This window comes from Deltaproteobacteria bacterium (assembly GCA_028818775.1).
In the GTDB taxonomy this organism is placed as follows: Bacteria; Desulfobacterota; Binatia; order UBA9968; family JAJDTQ01; genus JAJDTQ01.
Window position 1 is genome coordinate 1 of sequence record JAPPNE010000095.1, and the last position, 19,067, is coordinate 19,067.

The 19,067-nt window shown below is 66.5% G+C and carries 9 protein-coding genes; 8 read left to right on the top strand and 1 reads right to left on the bottom strand.

The features are described 5' to 3' along the window. From OXU42_11515 to OXU42_11540, 6 genes are all read left to right on the top strand, one after another. Nucleotides 1-1,887, top strand: a 1,887-nt coding sequence (locus OXU42_11515; GenBank protein ID MDE0030015.1) for a transferrin-binding protein-like solute binding protein, incomplete at its 5' end; no start/stop codon positions are given. A 399-nt stretch (nucleotides 1,888-2,286) separates the two neighbouring features. Next, a complete protein-coding gene (locus tag OXU42_11520) occupies nucleotides 2,287-4,605 on the top strand; it encodes a transferrin-binding protein-like solute binding protein (GenBank protein MDE0030016.1) in 2,319 nt (772 codons plus the stop codon). Between the two features lie 163 nt (nucleotides 4,606-4,768). Further along, nucleotides 4,769-6,118 carry a surface lipoprotein assembly modifier gene (locus OXU42_11525; protein MDE0030017.1) on the top strand — a complete coding sequence of 450 codons (1,350 nt, stop codon included), beginning with the start codon at nucleotides 4,769-4,771 and terminating at the stop codon, nucleotides 6,116-6,118. 23 nt (nucleotides 6,119-6,141) lie between these two features. Further along, nucleotides 6,142-7,533 (top strand): surface lipoprotein assembly modifier, encoded by a 1,392-nt coding sequence (locus OXU42_11530; GenBank protein MDE0030018.1) that lies wholly within the window; start codon nucleotides 6,142-6,144, stop codon nucleotides 7,531-7,533. A 228-nt stretch (nucleotides 7,534-7,761) separates the two neighbouring features. Further along, a complete protein-coding gene (locus tag OXU42_11535) occupies nucleotides 7,762-10,899 on the top strand; it encodes a hypothetical protein (GenBank protein ID MDE0030019.1) in 3,138 nt (1,045 codons plus the stop codon). 62 nt (nucleotides 10,900-10,961) lie between these two features. Continuing rightward, entirely contained in the window at nucleotides 10,962-11,417 is a 456-nt protein-coding gene (locus OXU42_11540; GenBank protein ID MDE0030020.1) for an MEKHLA domain-containing protein, read from the top strand. Between the two features lie 26 nt (nucleotides 11,418-11,443). Here the strand turns inward: OXU42_11540 and OXU42_11545 are convergent, their stop codons facing one another. Then, the gene (locus tag OXU42_11545) at nucleotides 11,444-14,299 is read right to left on the bottom strand and encodes a hypothetical protein (GenBank protein ID MDE0030021.1); all 2,856 of its coding nucleotides are present in this window, start codon (nucleotides 14,297-14,299) and stop codon (nucleotides 11,444-11,446) included. A 421-nt stretch (nucleotides 14,300-14,720) separates the two neighbouring features. On the opposite strand from OXU42_11545, the gene OXU42_11550 reads away from it, so the two are divergent. Next, nucleotides 14,721-17,048 carry a S8 family serine peptidase gene (locus OXU42_11550; GenBank protein MDE0030022.1) on the top strand — a complete coding sequence of 776 codons (2,328 nt, stop codon included), beginning with the start codon at nucleotides 14,721-14,723 and terminating at the stop codon, nucleotides 17,046-17,048. Between the two features lie 44 nt (nucleotides 17,049-17,092). Continuing rightward, complete coding sequence (locus OXU42_11555; GenBank protein MDE0030023.1) at nucleotides 17,093-19,060, top strand: S8 family serine peptidase; 1,968 nt, start codon at nucleotides 17,093-17,095, stop codon at nucleotides 19,058-19,060. The last annotated feature ends 7 nt before the right edge of the window (nucleotides 19,061-19,067 follow it).

The following is a 19,067-nucleotide window of genomic DNA, read 5'->3' on the forward strand; positions in this document are numbered from 1 at the left end:
GAGGGCGAGTTGGGCACGGCCAACGGCAACGTGACCCGCCTGGAGGGCGAGTTGGGCACGGCCAACGGCAACGTGACCCGCCTGGAGGGCGAGTTGGAGACGGCCCGGACCACGATGGGGTCCCCGGATGATGCGGCGGACGACAGCGCCGACGCGAGCCTCCACGCCCAGCTCAACGCCGCCAAGGCCCGCATTGCGGAGTTGGAGGCCGGGACCGCCCCCGACGTACTTGATCCGATCAAGATGGCGGCCAGTGGTGCGGCTTCGGACGCGGACGACGCCTACATGGCCGCCGACAGGGCTGCCGGTGAGGCCGAGGATGCGGATGACAACAGGGCGACTCTCCAGACCGGCGACGCCAACTCGGTCGCGGATGCGGAGGCGGCCAGGGGCGCGGCCAACACGGCGATGGCTGAAGCCAAGAAGGCGCAGGACGCCGCCGACGCGGCGAACGCGGCGAGCAATGCCAGTGACGCGACCGCCGAGAAGGTGAAGGCCGACAACGCGAGGGACGAGGCGATGATGGCCCAGACAGAGGCCGAAGGCCACCGGGACAATGCTGTCGCGGATTCCATGGTGGAATTGAAGATCGACGGCACGGTCAAGAGCGTCGGCGATACGGAGATCGATGCCATGGCCGGAGCGAGTTCGGTCACCATCGATGGCCAGACGACGATTACCGGCCTGATCGAAAGCATGAACCCCGAGCAGACGGCTCCCGCGTTTGAAGGGCGGGATGGGGTGCAGGACAACCCCGCGACCGACGCTGACGAGGCGGTGGCATACCGGCAAGCCGTGGACGAGCGCACCTTCGACGTCGGCAAGGTGGTCGATTCGGCCGACGACATGGCCCGCCTGATGATCGTCACCCAATACGCCGGGTCGACGACGGTAAAGACATTTTACCAAACACCGTTAGCATCCGGAGGCGAGAACATCGTCGCTACTCATGTCGCCGGGTCGAGGGCGGGACAGATCTTCATCCACAACGGTCCTGACGGTACCCCCCAAACCGACGACGACGTGTACGCAGACCTGGTGTCCAGAGGCATGTTCTACCCCGTCACTTCCAGCGCCGGTACGCAGGTGTCGGGCGTTGATCTGGATGCCACGGACACAGTCGCCGCGGACGCCAAGCCTCAAGAAGTGTGGAGCTATCTGCACCTGGGTGCTGACGGCGAACCCGGCGGCACCGGCGGCGACGCGGATGGAGTGCGCTATGTGATAATGAGGGAAACAGAGACAACACATGCAACCGACACCGTCGAAATTACCTATGCGCGAGTCGACATCATGGTCACGCTCCCCGTAGCCGGCGAGGTAGCTGCAAGAGATATCCAGACAACGGCTCAGCTCCCCGAGGCGACGGCCTACGATCACATCCACTTCGGTGTGTGGGCCGGCCTCAAGGCGGCTGCAAAGGACGGTAGCCAGGACATCGCCGATCTCGGCATCGGCTTCGTCCAGAGCATCGGTGACGGGATGACCGGGGCCGACATGCCGAACAACGGCTCGGGAACCTACGAGGGCAACTGGGTGGCCACCGTACAGGCTGCGGACCCCGACGGCGACGGGGCCATCACCCTCACCAGCGGAGCCGCTTCGTTGGCGGCGGACTTCGGGGAGGGCGAGATCACCGCCACCCTGACGGGCTTGGCCACGCTTGAGGGTGACATCTCCGGAAGCGAGTTCTCGGGCACGAAAGCAACGGTGGCTGCCAACGACCACGGCCTGACAGCATCGAGCAATGATGTCACCTTCACGGGCTCCTTCACGGGCGGTTTCTACGGCTCCAAGGCGGCTGAGGCCGGCGGCATCTTCGACTTCGCTTCCGAGGACAACGAGGCCGGCGCGTTCCGCGGTGCCTTCGGTGCGGACCGCAAGTAAAGCCGCTTATCCGACCTGCTGACTGGCTGACTGCAATCGGGCGCCCCATCCGACAACGGATCGGGCGCCTTTTTTGTTCTGAGAGGGGCCACGGGGTCCGTGAGGGTCTCGTTGGCCCTCTCGTTTTCGCCAACAAAGGCGGTTTTTCCCCTTGCATTCCCTCGGGACCCGTGTTACCCGATGTGACTTGGGACGATTGTCACCAGCCTTATGCGGAGGGGGATCCGCGCATTGGGGATGTCCAAGGACTGTCGCACATTTTATGTGGTGGCGGGCATTTCACCCTTGCATTACCCCTTGACTTGTGTTACCCACGTGGCATTGAATTGGACAAAGTTGAGGACACAGGCGAGGCGGGACGTCTTGAGGACTCTTCAAAACGGTAAGGAGGAACTGGGAATGTTGAAGCGAAATTTCGCAATAGCATTGGCCGTCGCCATGGTGATGACCGCGCTTTATGGCTGTTCCAGCGGCGTGTCAAAGAGCACGCACAACGACGTCCAGGCTGAGTTGGATGCAGCGAACGCCATGATCGCGCAACTGCAGACGAATGTGCAAAATCTGCAGACGCAGTTGACGGACGCGCAGGGCGAAGTGACTCGCCTCGAGGGCGAACTGCAAACGGCCACGGACAACGCGGACAGCATCCAGATGATGCTCGACACGGCCAACGGCGAAGTGACCCGCCTGGAGGGCGCATTGCAAACGGCCACGGACAACGCGGACAGTTTGCAGACGATGCTCAACGCGGCCAGGGGCGACGTGACCCGCTTGACGGGCGAGTTGAACACGGCCAACGGCAACGTGACCCGCCTGGAGGGCGAGTTGGGCACGGCCAACGGCAACGTGACCCGCCTGGAGGGCGAGTTGGGCACGGCCAACGGCAACGTGACCCGCCTGGAGGGCGAGTTGGAGACGGCCCGGACCACGATGGGGTCCCCGGATGATGCGGCGGACGACAGCGCCGACGCGAGCCTCCACGCCCAGCTCAACGCCGCCAAGGCCCGCATTGCGGAGTTGGAGGCCGGGACCGCCCCCGACGTACTTGATCCGATCAAGATGGCGGCCAGTGGTGCGGCTTCGGACGCGGACGACGCCTACATGGCCGCCGACAGGGCTGCCGGTGAGGCCGAGGATGCGGATGACAACAGGGCGACTCTCCAGACCGGCGACGCCAACTCGGTCGCGGATGCGGAGGCGGCCAGGGGCGCGGCCAACACGGCGATGGCTGAAGCCAAGAAGGCGCAGGACGCCGCCGACGCGGCGAACGCGGCGGGTAATGCTGATGACGCGACCGCCGAGAAGGTGAAGGCCGACGCCGCAAGGGATGCGGCCATGATGGCCCAGACAGAGGCCGAAGGCCACCGGGACAACGCTGTCGCGGACTCCATGGTGGAATTGAAGATCGACGGCACGGTCAAGAGCGTCGGCGATACGTCCATCGATGCCACGGCCGCCCGTAGCGTCGTGACCGCTGACGAGGGCAATGACGCCCAGACCAAGGATACTGGCCTGCAGGCGAAAGACGACTTCCCCATGACGATGGGTGCGCAGACTGTCGGTCGGGCGACCGTAGCCGGAGACCCGGATGCAACACCCAATCCCTTCAGATCACCCGTAGCCAATGCGGCGGCGCGGAGATTCCCCATTGGCAAGACGGTTGATTCGGATGACGACACGGCCCGCCTGATGATCGTCACTCAATATGCCGGTACGAATACAGTGAAGGTATACGCCATCGCCGACGCTGACACTAATGACTTGTCAACCACCACTGGCAGAATCCAGATCGCTGGGGCGGATACGGCGACCGATGCCACCGATGACCGTTTCTCCGCCCTGAGGTCGCGGGGTATGTACTACCCGGCCGGTGCAGACGGTGAGCTTACTACGGCGGATTCTGCCGACAGCAACACTGACGGCGTCATCGACGAGACCGAACTTCAGGGCGACACGGTGGCGGCGGACGCCAAGGCGAGGGAGGTGTTCTCCTACGTGTCCGCAGCGGGCACCGACGCCTTGTTCGGCACCAATGATGACGTAATGAGCTATGTCGTTCTGCAGGAGACAACTACCGACCCCCTGTCAGGGACCACCACCTACACCTATCGCCCTGTCGACATCCACGTCGACACCGACCCTGATGGAGATGCAGCTACCGCTGTCGTGCCCTCGGAGGTAACGGCCGTGATCCCCGAGGCGGCGGACTACTCGCACATCCACTTCGGCGTCTGGGCTTCGCTCGGTGCGGCCGCGAAGAGCGGTGCGCAGGACATCGCCGATCTCGGCATCGGCTTCGTCCAGAGTATCGGCGATGGGATGACCGGAGACGACATGCCGAACAACGGCTCGGGTACGTATGCGGGTAATTGGGTCGCCACCGTACAGGCGGCGGATACCGAGGGCGACGGGGCCATCACCCTCACCAGCGGAGCCGCTTCGTTGGCGGCGGACTTCGGGGACGGCGAGATCACCGCCACCCTGACGGGCTTGGCCACGCTTGAGGGCGACATTTCCGGGAATACGTTCTCGGGTGACGCTGCCTCTAGCATCACACACGCGACCCTGAGTTCCACTGCCAAGTTCACAGGAACCATGAGCGGCGGATTCTACGGCTCCAAGGCCGCGGAGGCCGGCGGTGTATTTGACTTCGCGACCGAGGACAACGAGGGTGGCGCGTTCCGTGGCGCGTTCGGCGCGGATCGCACGGACGATTAGGTCGCTTATCTGACGTTACCAGAGTAGACGGGCGCCCGGTCCGAGAACGGATCGGGCGCCTTTTTCTTTCTACAATGCGATGTTCATCGACCCGCTTCGGTTGTCGGGATATACCGTTCATTCCCTGCGTTCAACCTGTAACTCCAACTGAACGAAAGCGTGTATGCGTCAATACATGAACCTGTCGAACCTGCTTGGTGCCGCGATCCTGGCGGCACTGTTGCCGGCCATCATCGGCGTTTCTCCCCTGCCCGTAGGGGCACAACAGACGCAGCGCGCGCTGCTTTCGGCGGAGACCCTGATCAAGGCCGCCCGCGCGGCGCTTGCGGAGGGCAAGCTGGACGACGCCGAGTTCCTGCTGAAGGGCGTCAAGCCGGGCGAAGGGAACATCGACGATCTGGACTTCCTGCACGGCACCATCGCGCTGGCACGGCGGAACTGGCCGGATGCCATCGACCGGTTCCGTGCGATGCTGGCGCGCAATCCCGACCTGCCCCGGGTGCGCCTCGACTTGGCGCTGGCCTATTTTCAGACAGGCGAGGACGGCAACGCCGCCTATCACTTCCGTCTGGCGCTGGGTTCCAAGGACTTGCCCGATGTCGTGCGTGCGCGCGCCCTTGGCTTTCTCGACCAGATCCGGCGGCGCAAGAGGTGGTCAATCACCGGGTCTCTGGCGGTCCTGCCGGACAGCAATATCAACGCCGCCACCAGCGCCCGGCTGGTGGACCTCTTCGGCCTGCCGGCGCGCCTTTCGGACGATGCGCGACAAACCAGCGGGGTCGGGCTGAGCGTCAACGTCGCCGGCGGATACGAAGGACGGATCTCGGAGGATCTGAGGTTCCGCGTGGGCGGCGAGCTGCGCACGCGGACCTACGATGAGAGCGATTTCAACGAGCAGCTCGTGAGCTTGCGGGCCGGTCCGAGGTTCCTGTTCGAGAAGTTCGACCTGCGCACCGAGCTGACCTCGCGGTTGCGCTGGCTGGGAGGCAAGCGTTACAGCCGGGCCACCGGTGTCGAACTTTCGAGCGATTGGCTGGTCGCGCCGACGTCGCGGTTGAGCGCGTCGGTCGGGGGCGAGCGGATTTCCTACGACACGTTCCTCGGCGACGGATACTCCTATGGCACTCACCTGGGTCTCCGACACGCCCTCGGAAGGGCGACGCTTCTGCGGGTCGACACCTCCTTTCGCCGCCAGACGCTCGACCGGGACGCCTATTCATGGGACGAGTTCAGCATCGGGGTTTCGGTCAAGCGCGAGTTCCCCCTCGGGTTCGTGCTGTCCGCCGGGCCGAGCTACCGGCGGCGCGTGTATGGGGCGCCTCTTCCCATCTTCGGGCCCGAGCCACGCGTGGACGGGACCCTGGCGGGGCACGTCAAGGTTTCGAACCGCCATGTCAGCCTGTTCGGGTTCATGCCGGAAGTGACGATCCGGTATGAGCGCCGGGACAGCAATCTCGATCTCTACGACTACGACCGGACCGCCGGCGAGGTCGGCGTGGTGCGGACCTTCTAGACGGTGCGAACGGTCTGGAGACGGTGCTTTTGCTCCTTGTGTCGCCGTTGTGCGTTGCCTTGGCCGTCGCAGCTTTCCTGTTCCTCGGCGCTCCCGCCTGGAGCGCGGAGGGAACGTTTCCATCGCCGGCAATCGCCGGCGAGCCTGCCGCGGACAGCGTTGAGAAGGCGCGGGCGCTGATCAGGGAAGGGAGGTTCAGGGAGGCCTTGGTCCTGTTGCAGCCTTTCGCGCGGCACCGCCCCGTCGAACCAAACGTGCTCTTTCTCTTCGGTCTCGCCGCGCTCGGCGCATCGCAGCAGCCCGATCTCGCCGAGGAGGCTCGGAAGATGTTCCTGGACGGGGCCATCACGGCCTTCCGCACGATGCTGATCGACAGGCCGGAGCTGGTGCGGGTTCGCCTGGAGCTGGCCCGGGCCTTTTTCTACAAGGGCGAGGACGGCCTGTCACGGGAGCACTTCGAGCGCGTGCTGGCGGGCAACCCCCCGGCGCCGGTGGTGGCCAACGTGCGGCGGTTCCTTGCCCAGATCCGGGCGCGCAGGCGCTGGAACGTGCAACTCGGCTTTGCGGTGGCGCCGGACACCAATATCGGAGGCACGTCCGACGAGAGGATCATCTACATCTTCGGCTTGCCGTTCCGCCGGGACGCGGCGTCGCTAACCACCTCGGGGGTGGGACTGTCGGTTTGGGGCGGCGGGGAATACCAGCACCCGCTTGGGGAGCGGGTCCGGCTTCGCCTGGGCATGGACGCGTCGCGGCGGGAGTACTCGGGCGGCAAGTTCGACCAGATGCTGGTGTCGTGGCACGCGGGCCCGCGGGTGTTCGTGAGCCGGACCACCGAGTTCAGCGTGCTGGGCAACTGGCGTCACCAATGGACCGCCAACGACCCCAACTATTTCGACCTGGGAGGCCGGCTGACATTGAACCACCGGTTCAGCAGGCGGCTTACGGCCAGCGGCAGGGCGTCGTGGTATGACCGGCGGTACCGCACGCGGAAATTGCTGGACGGCCCCGTGCGCAACTTCGCCCTCAGTGCCGGTTGGGTGCTGACGCCCACGGTGCGGCTCAATGCCACCGCCGGATACGGGCGCGACCGGCCCGTAAGCCTGAGGAACCGCAACGAGAGCTTCTGGTTGCAGACAGGGGTGTCCCTGGCGCTACCCAAGGGGTTCACCGTGGGCGGCGGCGGCGGCGTCCGGTGGACGGACTACGAGGCTCCCTGGCCCCCCCACACGCCCGCGGACCAGCGCCGGAAGGACACGACCTACAACCTGCGGCTGTCGGTCTTCAACCGCGCCCTCACCTTCTTCGGCTTCAGCCCGGAAGTGTCGCTGATCCACGAAGTCCGCAACACCAACGCCCAGTTGTACGACTACAAGCGCACGGGCGGCGAGCTGCGGGTGGTGCGGCAGTTCTAGGCCCTTCGACTCCGCGCCGCCCTTCGACTTCGCTCCGCTGGCGCTCCGCTACGCTCAGGACGAACGGCTGATTGATTAGGCTCCCTCGACTTGCCCCCGGACCCTTATGCCGTTCGTCCTGAGCGTAGCGAGGTCTGCCGAGCGAAGTCGAAGGACGCCATCTTTCTCCTCCCTGTGCAAATCGTTTCCGTGCTGTTAAAATCTGCGGGTTTTCTGGAGGGAGGAGGCATGCTTCCGAGATGCACCCGCACGGCCTTCCGGGTTTGCGCGACGGTCGCGGTTCTCGTGCCGGCGTTGTGGGGTTGTACCGGCAAGGGCGGCGGCGGCTTCGACGCGCGCGGCGTGACGCCGGGAGGTGAGCCCACGGTTTCGGAGGGCTCCGTCGTCGACGTCGGAGGGCTGACCATGACCCTCACGGCGGCGCCGCTCGTCGCCGCCGGCGTCGGGTTGAGCGCAGGGACGGCGCCCGGCGGCATGCGCCTGGCCGCCCTGCCGCGCAACAACCCCCGGGCGGATGACCTTCTCGACCACTGGGGGCACCGCCGGGTTCCCGGGATCGCGGAGGGGTTCTCCCTCACCAGTCCGGAAGACGGGAACGGCGCGGAAGAGCTTCGGACGCTTCGGGCCGCGGTGCGGACGGACGACGAGGCCTCGGCGGCGCCGGACCTCCACGACGGCGACGAGGTCCGGGTCCTTGGCTCCCGCCGCGGCATCACCTACGGACGGTGGGCGGGCGGTCCCGCGGACACCCTGTCGATCGATTTCACTCTCTCGCCGGGCATGCAGGAGAAGCCGGGGGTCCGCGCCCTGGTCGAACGCGCCGGCAAGGTGTGGACCGGCCGGATCGCCGACACCTGGTCGGCATGGCACCGGGCGGCGGGCGATCTCAAGGGTTGGCTGATCAACGGGACGAGCGCTGAAATCGAGGTGCGGGTCGGGGAGGGAGGAGAGGTCAGCACCGGCCTCGAGATCGATATCAGGGAACGGTACCTTCCCGCGGACGTCGCCGGCTGGGCGAACGAGGGTATCCGGCCGTCCGGCTCCTGGGAACCCCGTTTCGGCTCCATCGAGGTCCACACGCCGCACCTGGAGAAAGCCCCGGAGACGCACCTGTTCGCAACCCTGGCCCACGAGATCGGCCATGTCCTGGGTGCGTGGAAGGGGGGAGCGGTATCCGAGAGCTACGCCCCCTATACCGATATGGAGGCCGGCACCTGGACCGGACCCAACGTGGCAGCCGTCTATGGCGGGCCCGCGCCGTTCCAGGACTTGGCCGATCCGAAAGCGTGGATCGGCGGAAGACGGGACCCGTCGGCTTCGCAGTTCGATTTCGCCCACAGCGGGGTGTGCGTCTCGCTCATGTCCTACTGCCGTCAGAATGCCGCGCAGCCGTCGCTTTTGCCCCATGCCATTGACTTCGCCTTCCTTGCCGACCTCGGGTTGACCATCACCGAAGAGACCCTCAGGCCCGAGACCTACGGGCTGGCGGGGTGGACCGGTCACGCCGCCTTCACGCTGTCGGTATCCCGCGACCTGCGGGTGGCGCTGGCGGACCCGCAGCCGTACTACGACGGCGCGGCCAACATCGCGCAAACCCTCGACATGGTGGACCTGCTGCGGGTGGGGGTGGACGTATTCGGACACCGCAGCACCGGCGACATCCTCCAGTCCCATGCCGCGGTCGGCGTGGCGGGCACCGTCCGCTACGCCGGAGGGCTGATCGGCGCCGCCATCGACCGCGCCGCGCTGCCGCCTGTCACCGGGGACGCCAGCTTGGCCCTCGACCTCGGCACCCTGGACGGCAGGGCGAGCTTCACCTCGCTGGCGGTCCACGCGGGCGGGACTTCCGAGGTCTTCGCCGGCGGACGCCTCTACTACCCGTTCGAGCTGTCGGCCAACGCCATCACGGGAACCGGCGAAGGTTCGACGCTGCGCGCGGACTTCTACGGTCCGGCGCACGGCGACGTCGCCGGAGCGTTGCACGACCCCACCGCCGGCCTTCTGGCGAGCTTCGGGGCCACCGTGGACGACCGGTCCACCCGCGAAGAAGTGGTGGCCGCGGCCGGCTATCTGGCCGGACTCGCCTACCGGCGGGCATCGGCCGACCCGGCCGAGGACGGATGGTACCAGTACCGCTGCGAGGGGGCCTCCGGCTGCGAGTCCCGCCACGGGCCGTCGAGCGGTTGGACCGCCTGGGCGGACACGACTCGCGACAGCGTGCTCGCCGCCACCGCGGGATGGGATTCGCGGAGCGGCGCGAGGCTGGACTCGGACCGGGGCTTCGCGAGGATAGAGCGGCAGACGTCGGCGGACACGGACGGCGGTCGCGGCCGTCACGTGATGGACGGCTACACGGGGACCCTGGAGCACGCCGCGTTCGCCACCGGCTTCGAGACGTACACCGACGGGTGGGCGGGCGCCGGCGGCACGGGAGGTTTCCATCGGAGGTGGGCGGGGGTCCAGGGCTCCTTGTCGGGAAGCGCGCCGGGTGAGGTGGCGAGGTGGTCCGGTCCCATGCTGGGATACGAGAGCGGGCATGCCGCCAATGAAGCCGCGTTCGTGGAGGGGCGCGCGACGGTTGCGTACTCGCTGGGGGACAGTCGGGTAAGCGTCGGGTTTTCCGAGGTCGTGAGCCGCGACGGCCGCCGGCAGCTTGACGACTTCGGCTTCGAGGACCTTCGGCTGGATTCCGACGGGACCTTCGCGGGCGGCGGCAGTACGGGAGCTGTGAACGGAGCCTTTTTCGGCCCTTCCCACGCGGAAGCCGCCGGTGCGTTCCACCACAACTCGGCCCGCGTCACCGGCGGCTTCGGCGCACGGCGCATGCCGGATACGGCCACGCTCCATGAGAGCGGCACGGTTGGGCCCCTGGACCATTTTCTCGCCTACGACGACTGGGGGTTTTGGGGAACGCAGTTCGGGGACTCCCTGTTCGGTGCGTTTGTCACGCAAAGGGTGGACGATCTGGGCGGCGGCCGCCGCTCGTACTACGCTCCCGGCGGACGTGTCAGTGGGACCCCTGCCGGAAACAACCCGGCATCGGGATCCGCCGTCTGGTCCGGCAAGGTGCGCGCGGTTGACGCTTCGGACAACCGGTGGACCCCGGTCAGCGGCGATGCGCGGCTCGAGGTCGATTTCGGCCGCGCCACGATCGATGTCGATTTCACGGAACTTGAAGCGGGGCACGGCGACATGTCGTGGCGTGCGCTGCGGATCCGGAACGGTGCGTTCGCGCACACGCAGGGAAGCGACAGCCTCTCGGGCGCGTTCTACGGAATCCGGCATAAAGGCGCGGCCGGCACGTTCCGCCGCGATGGTCTCCGGGGCGTCTTCGGCGCCGCCCGTCAGCCCGACGCCGGACCATGAAGGGGGTCGGCCCGATGTCGGAGACCCCCCCGAATCCGTGCGCTTCCCCCGGCGTGCCTGCCATGGACCTCGCCTGGATCGCGTGGCTGCTGGACAGCCATGCGTTGTGGCTGAAGCGGGAGTTGATCGACCGTAGCGGCGACATCCAGGCCCAGAGCGAACGGCTTTTCCTCGCCCCCTTCGTGGTGGTGTCTCACGTCGACTCCGACGATCCCATCCTCTGCTACGGCAACCGGCAGGCCCTCGATCTGTGGGAGATGACCTGGGCGGAATTGACCGCGACGCCGTCGCGCCTGACCGCCGAGCCGATGAACCGCGACGAGCGCGCGCGCATGCTCCGGCGGGTGGCCCAACACGGTTTCGTCACCGACTACGGCGGCGTGCGCATCTCCCGAACGGGCCGGCGTTTCCTCGTGGAACAAGCCACCGTGTGGAACGTGCTGGACGAGCACGGGTCGAAGCGCGGCCAGGCCGCCGCCTTCTCGCGCTGGACTCCGCTCGACCGCCAAGCCCCGTAGTGCGGGTTTCCCCAACGAACCGTTGTCTATCGCTCGCCTCCGAAAACGGCGGTGAGATCGTCGCGCTCCACCGAGCCGCTCACGGCTTCATGGGAGTCGCCAAAGAAAGAGCCCGTCACCGTGCCTGCATCGCCGCCGGCCCCCATGAAAGTATTCCCCTGTACGTTGACGAGGAACTGCAGGTCTCCGTCTCCCCAGGGTGTGCCGGTGCCCACGGCCTCCGACACCTCTCCGCTCGGCCACGATTCCAGGCTCGTGAAGCCAAGCTCACCCTCCAGCGTCTCCAATTGAATCGTGAGATCGGCATTGCCTCGGACAACCTCGGTCGCCGGTGTCAGGCCCAGCAGGTGGCCGGACCAGCTCACCTGCCCGGAGAGACCCTGGTTGTTCCCAAGCTCGGTGGACGGTGCGGGTCCGGAAAACCAAGGTTCGGGAGATCCGTTTCCAAGCCTGACCCCGAAGGTTACGTCCCCGTCTCGGAGGCCTACTTTGTCCTGGACGTGTATGGGTGCGTCATTCCACGGCCCGAGGTCTTCGAACACCTTCACCGGTGCCTCCGCAGCCGCAATCGAGACAGGCCTGACCCCGACGAGCCCCGATGCTTCGGGACTATCGGTGGGAAAATAACGAGGTAGCGGCGTGTATAGTGCTCCGAATGCACCCGTTCCCCAAATGTAATGCTCACCTTGTCTGATTTCACGCGGATTCTCAGGTAGACTGATGCCCCTGGGGTACAATTTTGTTACGAACTCACCTAACACCCCCTCGCCGTTCGGACCGACAAATCGGCCCTTGATATACTTGTCCTGTCTTACGGGTAAGTGATAATTGGCGATAAATTCACCATCGTGAACAATTCTGACGGGGTCACCGAAAAACGCTGTTCCTTCCAGACTCAACGAGACATCCTCGTATTTCCTGTCAGGATCCTCGAAATGGTGAATCCTGAAGAAATCCACGTCCAGGGTGAAGCCGTCAAAAACCTGAGGCGTCGATCTGAGACGTACATTCACGGAGCCAATGATGAGATCAAACGGATCTTCACCTGGACTTCTGATCTCTCTCGGGTGGTAGACTGTTGTCCTATTGGTTGCAATCAGCACTCCTTTCCAGGAACCGATAGTCTTGTCAGCCGGGAATTCCTTGTCCCATTGAGGCCGGAGGTGCTCATTGTCGTAGTAAAGGTCATAACGGTCCGCGGGAACGAAGGCGTCTCTTACAACGGCTCCAAAGTTGTATCCGGACAACCAGAATTCTCCATACGGAGTAATACCTACATAGTTCTCAGCCACGTACGTCCGGGAGGAGGATATACCGGGAACGTCCGGGTTGTATACACGATATATCCTCATACCCGGGGAAAGAGGCATGCTGCTCGAGGAGGGGGCTCCGGGACTCTGAACAAGTCCGACAAGAGTCCAGGTGGTTCCAGGGACTGGTCTGAAGTCAGGATGGTAGAAATGCCACTCGCGAAAGCGGGACGACGGCGCGGTGCTCCTTATGTGTCCCAAAATCCAAGCGGTTGAAGCGGAAGGCGGGTAGTTTGTTAGATCGGGCGGGAGTATGACCTCGCCCGCCAATTTCTCGCTGGACACCAGAATCAAGGTAGGCATGCCTCCGGTCGTGTCATAGGAGGCGGTGCCGTCGGCGGCGACGATGAGGACGCACGACACATCGCCGTCAGGACAGAAAACAACGACATCACCGTGTTGCTCGGAAGTACCCGGCGCGATGGTGATGCTGCCGGCAGCTAGCCCGTGACCTCCAGGCAGCTCCAGGGGTTGTCGGACGGGCATGACGGTGGGCGTGCCTCCCGTCGTGTCATAGGAGGCGGTGCCGTCAGTGGCGACAATGATGACACAGGACACATCGCCCGTGGGGCACGAAACAACGACGTCACCGTGTTGCTCCGAAGTACCCGGAGCAATGGTGATTCTGCCGGCGGCCAGCCTGTGACCTCCCAGTCCCAGGGGTTGCCGGGCGGGCATGACGGTGGGCGTGGCTCCGGTCGTGTAATAGGAGGCGGTGCCGTCGGCGGCGACGATGATGACACAGGACAAATCGCCGTCAGGACAGAAAACAACGACATCACCGTGTTGCTCGGAAATACCCGGCGCGATGGTGATGTTGCCGGCGGCCAGCCCGTGACCTGGAGGCAGTTCCAGGGGTTGTTGGGCAGGCATGACTGTGGGCGTGGCTCCGGTCGTGTAATAGGAGGCGGCGCCGTCGACGGCGACGGTGAGAGCACAGGACGCACCGCCCGCAGGGCACGAAACCACGACATTGCCGTGCTCCTCGGAAATACCCGGCGCGATGGTGATGTTGCCGGCGGCCAGCCCGTGACCTGGAGGCAGTTCCAAGGGTTGTTGGGCGGGCATGAAGGTGGGCATGCCCCCGATCGTGTCATAGGAGGCGGCGCCGTCGACGGCGACGGTGAGAACACAGGACGCACCGCGCGCGGGGCACGAAACCAGGACATTGCCGTGTTCCTCGGAAGTACCCGGCGCGATGGTGATACGGCCGGCAGCCAACCCGTGGCGTGCGGGTAGATCCAGGGGTCGCCGGGCGGGCATTAAGGTGGGCATGCCGCCGGTTCTATCGTAGGAGGCGGTGCCGTCGGCTCCGACGTTGAGGACACAGGCATTCCCGCCGGCGGGGCAGGAGATCACGACGTTGCCATGTTCCATGGACTCACCGGCGGCGACGGAGATGTCACCGGCGGAGAGTCCGTGGCCTGTTGGCAAGGTCTGTGCTGCGAAAGCGGGTTTGACCGAGGGCATGCCGCCGGTTCTGTCGTAGGAGGCGGTGCCGTCGGCGGCGACGTTGAGGGCACAGGCACGTCCGCCAGCGGGGCAGGAGATGACGACGTTGCCGTGTTCCATGGACTGGCCGGCAGCGACGGAGATGTCACCGGCGGAGAGTCCGTGGCCGGTAGGTAAAGGCAAAGGTAAAGGCAAAGGATCCGTGGCTCCGGGCCTCATCCCGCCGCCGCCCGTTCCATTGCCCGTTCCGCCGCCGCAGGCGGAAAGTGCGGCACACAACAGGACCAAGATCAAGTATCTACTGATTGGAACGCACGCGGCGGGGAGGTTTATTGTCATCACTGCTCCTTTGTCCTTCGTCACAAAACTTGACTTAAAACCGTGACCTACATTAACAGCAATTCAATTGTCAATCGTAAGAATCAATTCGTTCAACCGAAAATGAACCGTCCCCCGGGGTATGCTGCTACGTTGCAAATCGCGGCACTGCAAATTGCAACACCCCTTGTCTCCAATGGCGATTTGGTCTAGCAGTGGTGCCATGTCACGTAACCTAGGGTACGCTTGTGCCGCCGTCCTCTTCCTGTCGTTCGCCCTCGCCGGCTGTGTCACCATCGGCGATTCCGCGCCGAAGGAATGCATTCCCGTCCAATACTTCTGTGTCCAGCCGGAGGAATTCGACCAGGCCGTGGCCACGGTGGCAAGGGAATACCAGGATGATCCGAGCTTCCGGAACCAGTGGCATCTGGCGTACATCAAGGCGGACGAGGCCTACGCCAACCTGAGCGTGCTCAATGGTCCGGACGCCGAGCCGGGCGCCGGGGTGACCATCGGTGTCATGCACGCCGGCATCGACCTGGACCACCCGGCGTTTGCCGGCAAGAAGGTCACGGAGACGTTCCTGGGCGGCGCGGTCGACGAGACCGGGGAGGAGCGTCCCTCCTACGGTACCGCGGTCGCGAGCGTCGCCGCGGGCGCAAGGACCGGTGAAGAAGGCACCCCGCACGGCGTGGCCTGGGGCGCCGACATCGCCATGTTCGCCATTCCCACCGGCAGGGTGAGCGGCACCCAGCCCGAACCGCTCGAGATCCTGGCCTCCGCGGACGCGCGGCATGCCGCGCGGTATGAGCGGGTCTTTTCCTGGCGGGACGGCGAGCGGAAGGTGGACATCCTGACGTTGCCCCTGGGCTTCGCGGCCGGGATCGACGGTTTCACCGAGCAGGAACTGCGCGACAACTACGGCCGCGCCATCGCGGCCCTGGCCCAGGCGGACGCGGAGGAAAAGACCATCCTCGTATGGGCGGCCGGGGATTTCCACGGACTCCGGTGCGACCCGGCGGTCACGGACAACTGCCGGTACGGTTACCTGGATGCGGTTTCGCCCAACATACTGGCGGGCTTGGCCGCGCCCATCGAGGAACTGCGGGGCCATTCCATCGTCGTCGCGGGGGTGGGGCCGGCGGACGGAGAGATGTACCGGTTATCGAATCGTTGCGGCATTGCCGCGGACTATTGCGTCGTGGCGCCCGCGGAGGACATTGGAGTCGCCTACTTCGGTCCCACTCGGGCGGGAGAGGTCGTTCGGACCTACACGAACGACTACTGGACCCAGTACTCCGCGTCCATGGTGTCGGGCGGGCTGGCGATCATGAAGCAGCTCTTCCGGGACCGGTTGTCGAACACCGAGCTGGTGGCCCGGCTGCTCGAGACCGCGGATAACAGCGGCGTCTACGCCGACCGGACCCTCTACGGCCGGGGCCTGGTGGACCTGGGCGCCGCCACATCGCCCGTGGGCGTGCTGGAAGTGCCGGTGGAGACGAGCGTGGGACGGAACGGCTTCCGCCTGCTGTCGACGTCGATCAGCCCGGGGACGGCCTTCGGCGACGGGCTCCAGCGGTCGCTGGCGTCCCGCGAGGTCATGGCCGTGGACCGCCTCGGAGCGCCGTTCTGGTACCCGCTCGGCGACTTCGCCGGCGCCGCCGGCGGCCCGTCGGTAAGCGAGCGGCTGCGCGGCTTCCTGGCTCCCGCCCCGGCGCCCCATTTTCCGTCATTCCCGCGAAAGCTTGCCCTCGACCCCGATCGGGGGCGGGAATCCATGTGGGGCGGGGCCGGGGAGGGACGCCAAACCGCGTCCGTAGCCCTCCACGCCACCCGCCTGGAGGCGGCTGCCCACATCCGCGGCAGCCACATGTCGCTGGCCGAGGGTGCGGTGCAGGCGACCCTGGCGGCACGGAACGGTGTGTCCGCCGCCGCCTTCACCACCAAGGGTTTGCGGGGACAGCGGCCCACGGTGGGTGCGGCGTTGAGCTGGCGGCGGATCGGGTCGCCGTGGGGCGTACGGGCCGGCTGGATCGGTGAGCCGAAGACGCTCCTGGGGAGCGTGGGCGAAGGAGGCTTCGGAGGCCTCGCGGCCGACACGTCCTTCCTGGGAGTGGACGCGCACACCGACCTGGCGGGGTGGCGGCTCGCGGCGAACGCCGAGCTGGGGGTAGTCGTGCCGGATGCGCGCGGAGGATTCGTGGACCGGGTGTCGTCGCTGGCCACGAGCGCGTTCGCGCTGCACGCGAGCCGGGCGTTGGCCGGCGCCGGGGCGGTGCGCTTCTCCGTGTCGCAGCCGCTTCGGGTGGAGCGCGGCCGGGCGTCGTTGACGGTGCCCGTGACCCGCACCAAGGCGGGGACGGTGTCGTACGACGCGCTGTCGGCCGGCCTTTCGCCGAGCGGGCGGCAGATGGACTTCTCCGGCGAATGGCTCCGGCCCCTGCCCACGGGGGAGCTTCGCCTGGGGGCGGTTTACAGCCACCGTCCCGGCCACCGCAAGGACGCCGGCCCCGAGCTGACCTTGCTCGGCGGCTGGCGCTGGGCGTTCTGAATTCAAGGACCATGTTCACACACCATTCGCTCACAGGTTGCGCCATGTCACGTCATCCCGCGGTTCTTCTTCTGCCCGGTCTTTTCCTGGTGGCTGCTCTCGCCGGCTGCGGCGGCATCGGCGGTTCCGGGCTTGCGCCGGACGGGCCGGACACGTGTGTCCGCGTCCACGACGGCGGCTGCCTCGAGCCGGAGAGATTCAATGAGGCCGCGGACGCCGCCGCCGAGAAGTCCCGGGAGCACCCGGGGTTTCAGAGCCAGTGGGGGCTGACCCACATCAACGCGGACGAGGCCTACGGCAACCTGAGCGTCCTGATGGGTCCGGACGTCGAGCCCGGCGCCGGGGTCACCATCGGGGTCCTGGATACCGGCGTGGACCTGGAGCACCCGTCCATCGCGGGAAACGGCAACAGGAAGGTGACCGAAGTATTCACGCCGGGCGCGGTCGACGAGACCCTGGCGGAGGAAGGGCTCTTGTCCCACGGCACGGCGGTGGCCAGCGTGGCCGCGGGTGCGCGGACCGATGCGGACGGCGCGCACCACGGCGTGGCCTGGGGCGCGGACCTGGCGGTGTTCGCCCTGCCGCTGGGCTCGGGCGACGGCGTTTACAGGCCTGTGCCGGTGGAGGCTCTGGCCACTGTGGACGCCCAGGAAGCCGCACGATACGGGCAGATTTTCTCGTGGCGGGACGGCGGCCGGAAGGTCGATATCCTGAACCTGAGCCTCGGATACCCCGGCCTGATGGACCGCTACAGCGAAGAGGACCTTCGCGAATACGCCCCCAATTACATTGCCACCCTGGCGCAGGCGGATGCGGAGGAAAAGGTCATCCTCGTGTGGGCGGCGGGCAACTCGCACGGAGACCAGTGCGACCCCTCCGTGGTGGAAAGCTGCCCGCGCGGCGCGCTCAACGCGGTCTCGGCCAGCCTCACCGCGGGCCTTCCGGCGCGGATTGAAGAGTTGCGAGGCCATTCCATCGCGGTGGTGGCATTGAATCCCGCCGACGGGCGGATTACCTCCTTCTCCAATCGTTGCGGTATCGCCGCCGACTTCTGCATCGCGGCTCCCGGCGAGCAGGTCCGCAGCGCCTATTTCGGCAACGTGGCTCCCTCTTTCGCGAGCCGGGACTACGTGAACCTCCGGGGGACCTCTTTTGCCGCGCCCGTGGTGTCGGGCGGGCTGGCGCTCATGAAGCAGCTCTTCCGCGACCAGTTGTCCAACACGGACCTGGTGGCCCGGCTGTTCGAGACCGCCGACAGGAGCGGCTTCTACGCCGACCCGGCCATCTACGGCCAAGGCTCCATGGACCTCGGCGCGGCCACCTCTCCGGTGGGCGTCCTGGAGGTGCCGGTGGGGGCGAGCGTGGGGGCGGACGGTTTCCGCTTGCTCTCGACGTCGATGACCCCCGGGACGGCCTTCGGCGACAGCCTGCGGCGGTCCCTGGCGTCGCGGGAGGTGATGGCGCTGGACCGGTTGGGAGCGCCGTTCTGGTACCGGCTGGGCCGCTTCACCGGAGCCGCGGGCGGGCCGTCGGTGACGGCGCGGCTGCGGGGGTTCCTGGCCCCCGATCGGGGTCGAGGGCAAGCTTCCGCGGGAATGACGGAGGATGTGCTGAGTCTCCACGCCGCCATCCTCGACGCGACGGCGGAGGTGCGGGGCAGCCACATGTCCCTGGCCCAGGGCGCGGTGACGGCCACTCTGTCCGGGCAGGGAGGTCTCTCCGCCGCCGCCTTCACCACCAAGGGGGTCCGGGGAAGGACGCCTGCTGTAGGCGCCACGCTGGGCTGGCGCCGGCCGGGGTCGCCTCTCGGCCTGCGGGCCGGCTGGATCGGTGAGCGGGAGACGCTTCTCGGCAGCGTCGGCGAAGGCGCCTTCGGCACCCTCGCCGGCGACACCTCCTTCGTGGGCGTGGATGTCCATACGGACCAGGGCGGTTGGGGGCGGGGGGGCCCCCCGGGGGGGGGGGGGGGGGACCCCGCCCCCCGCGGCGGGCGCGGGACCCGGGGGGGGTGACATTTAA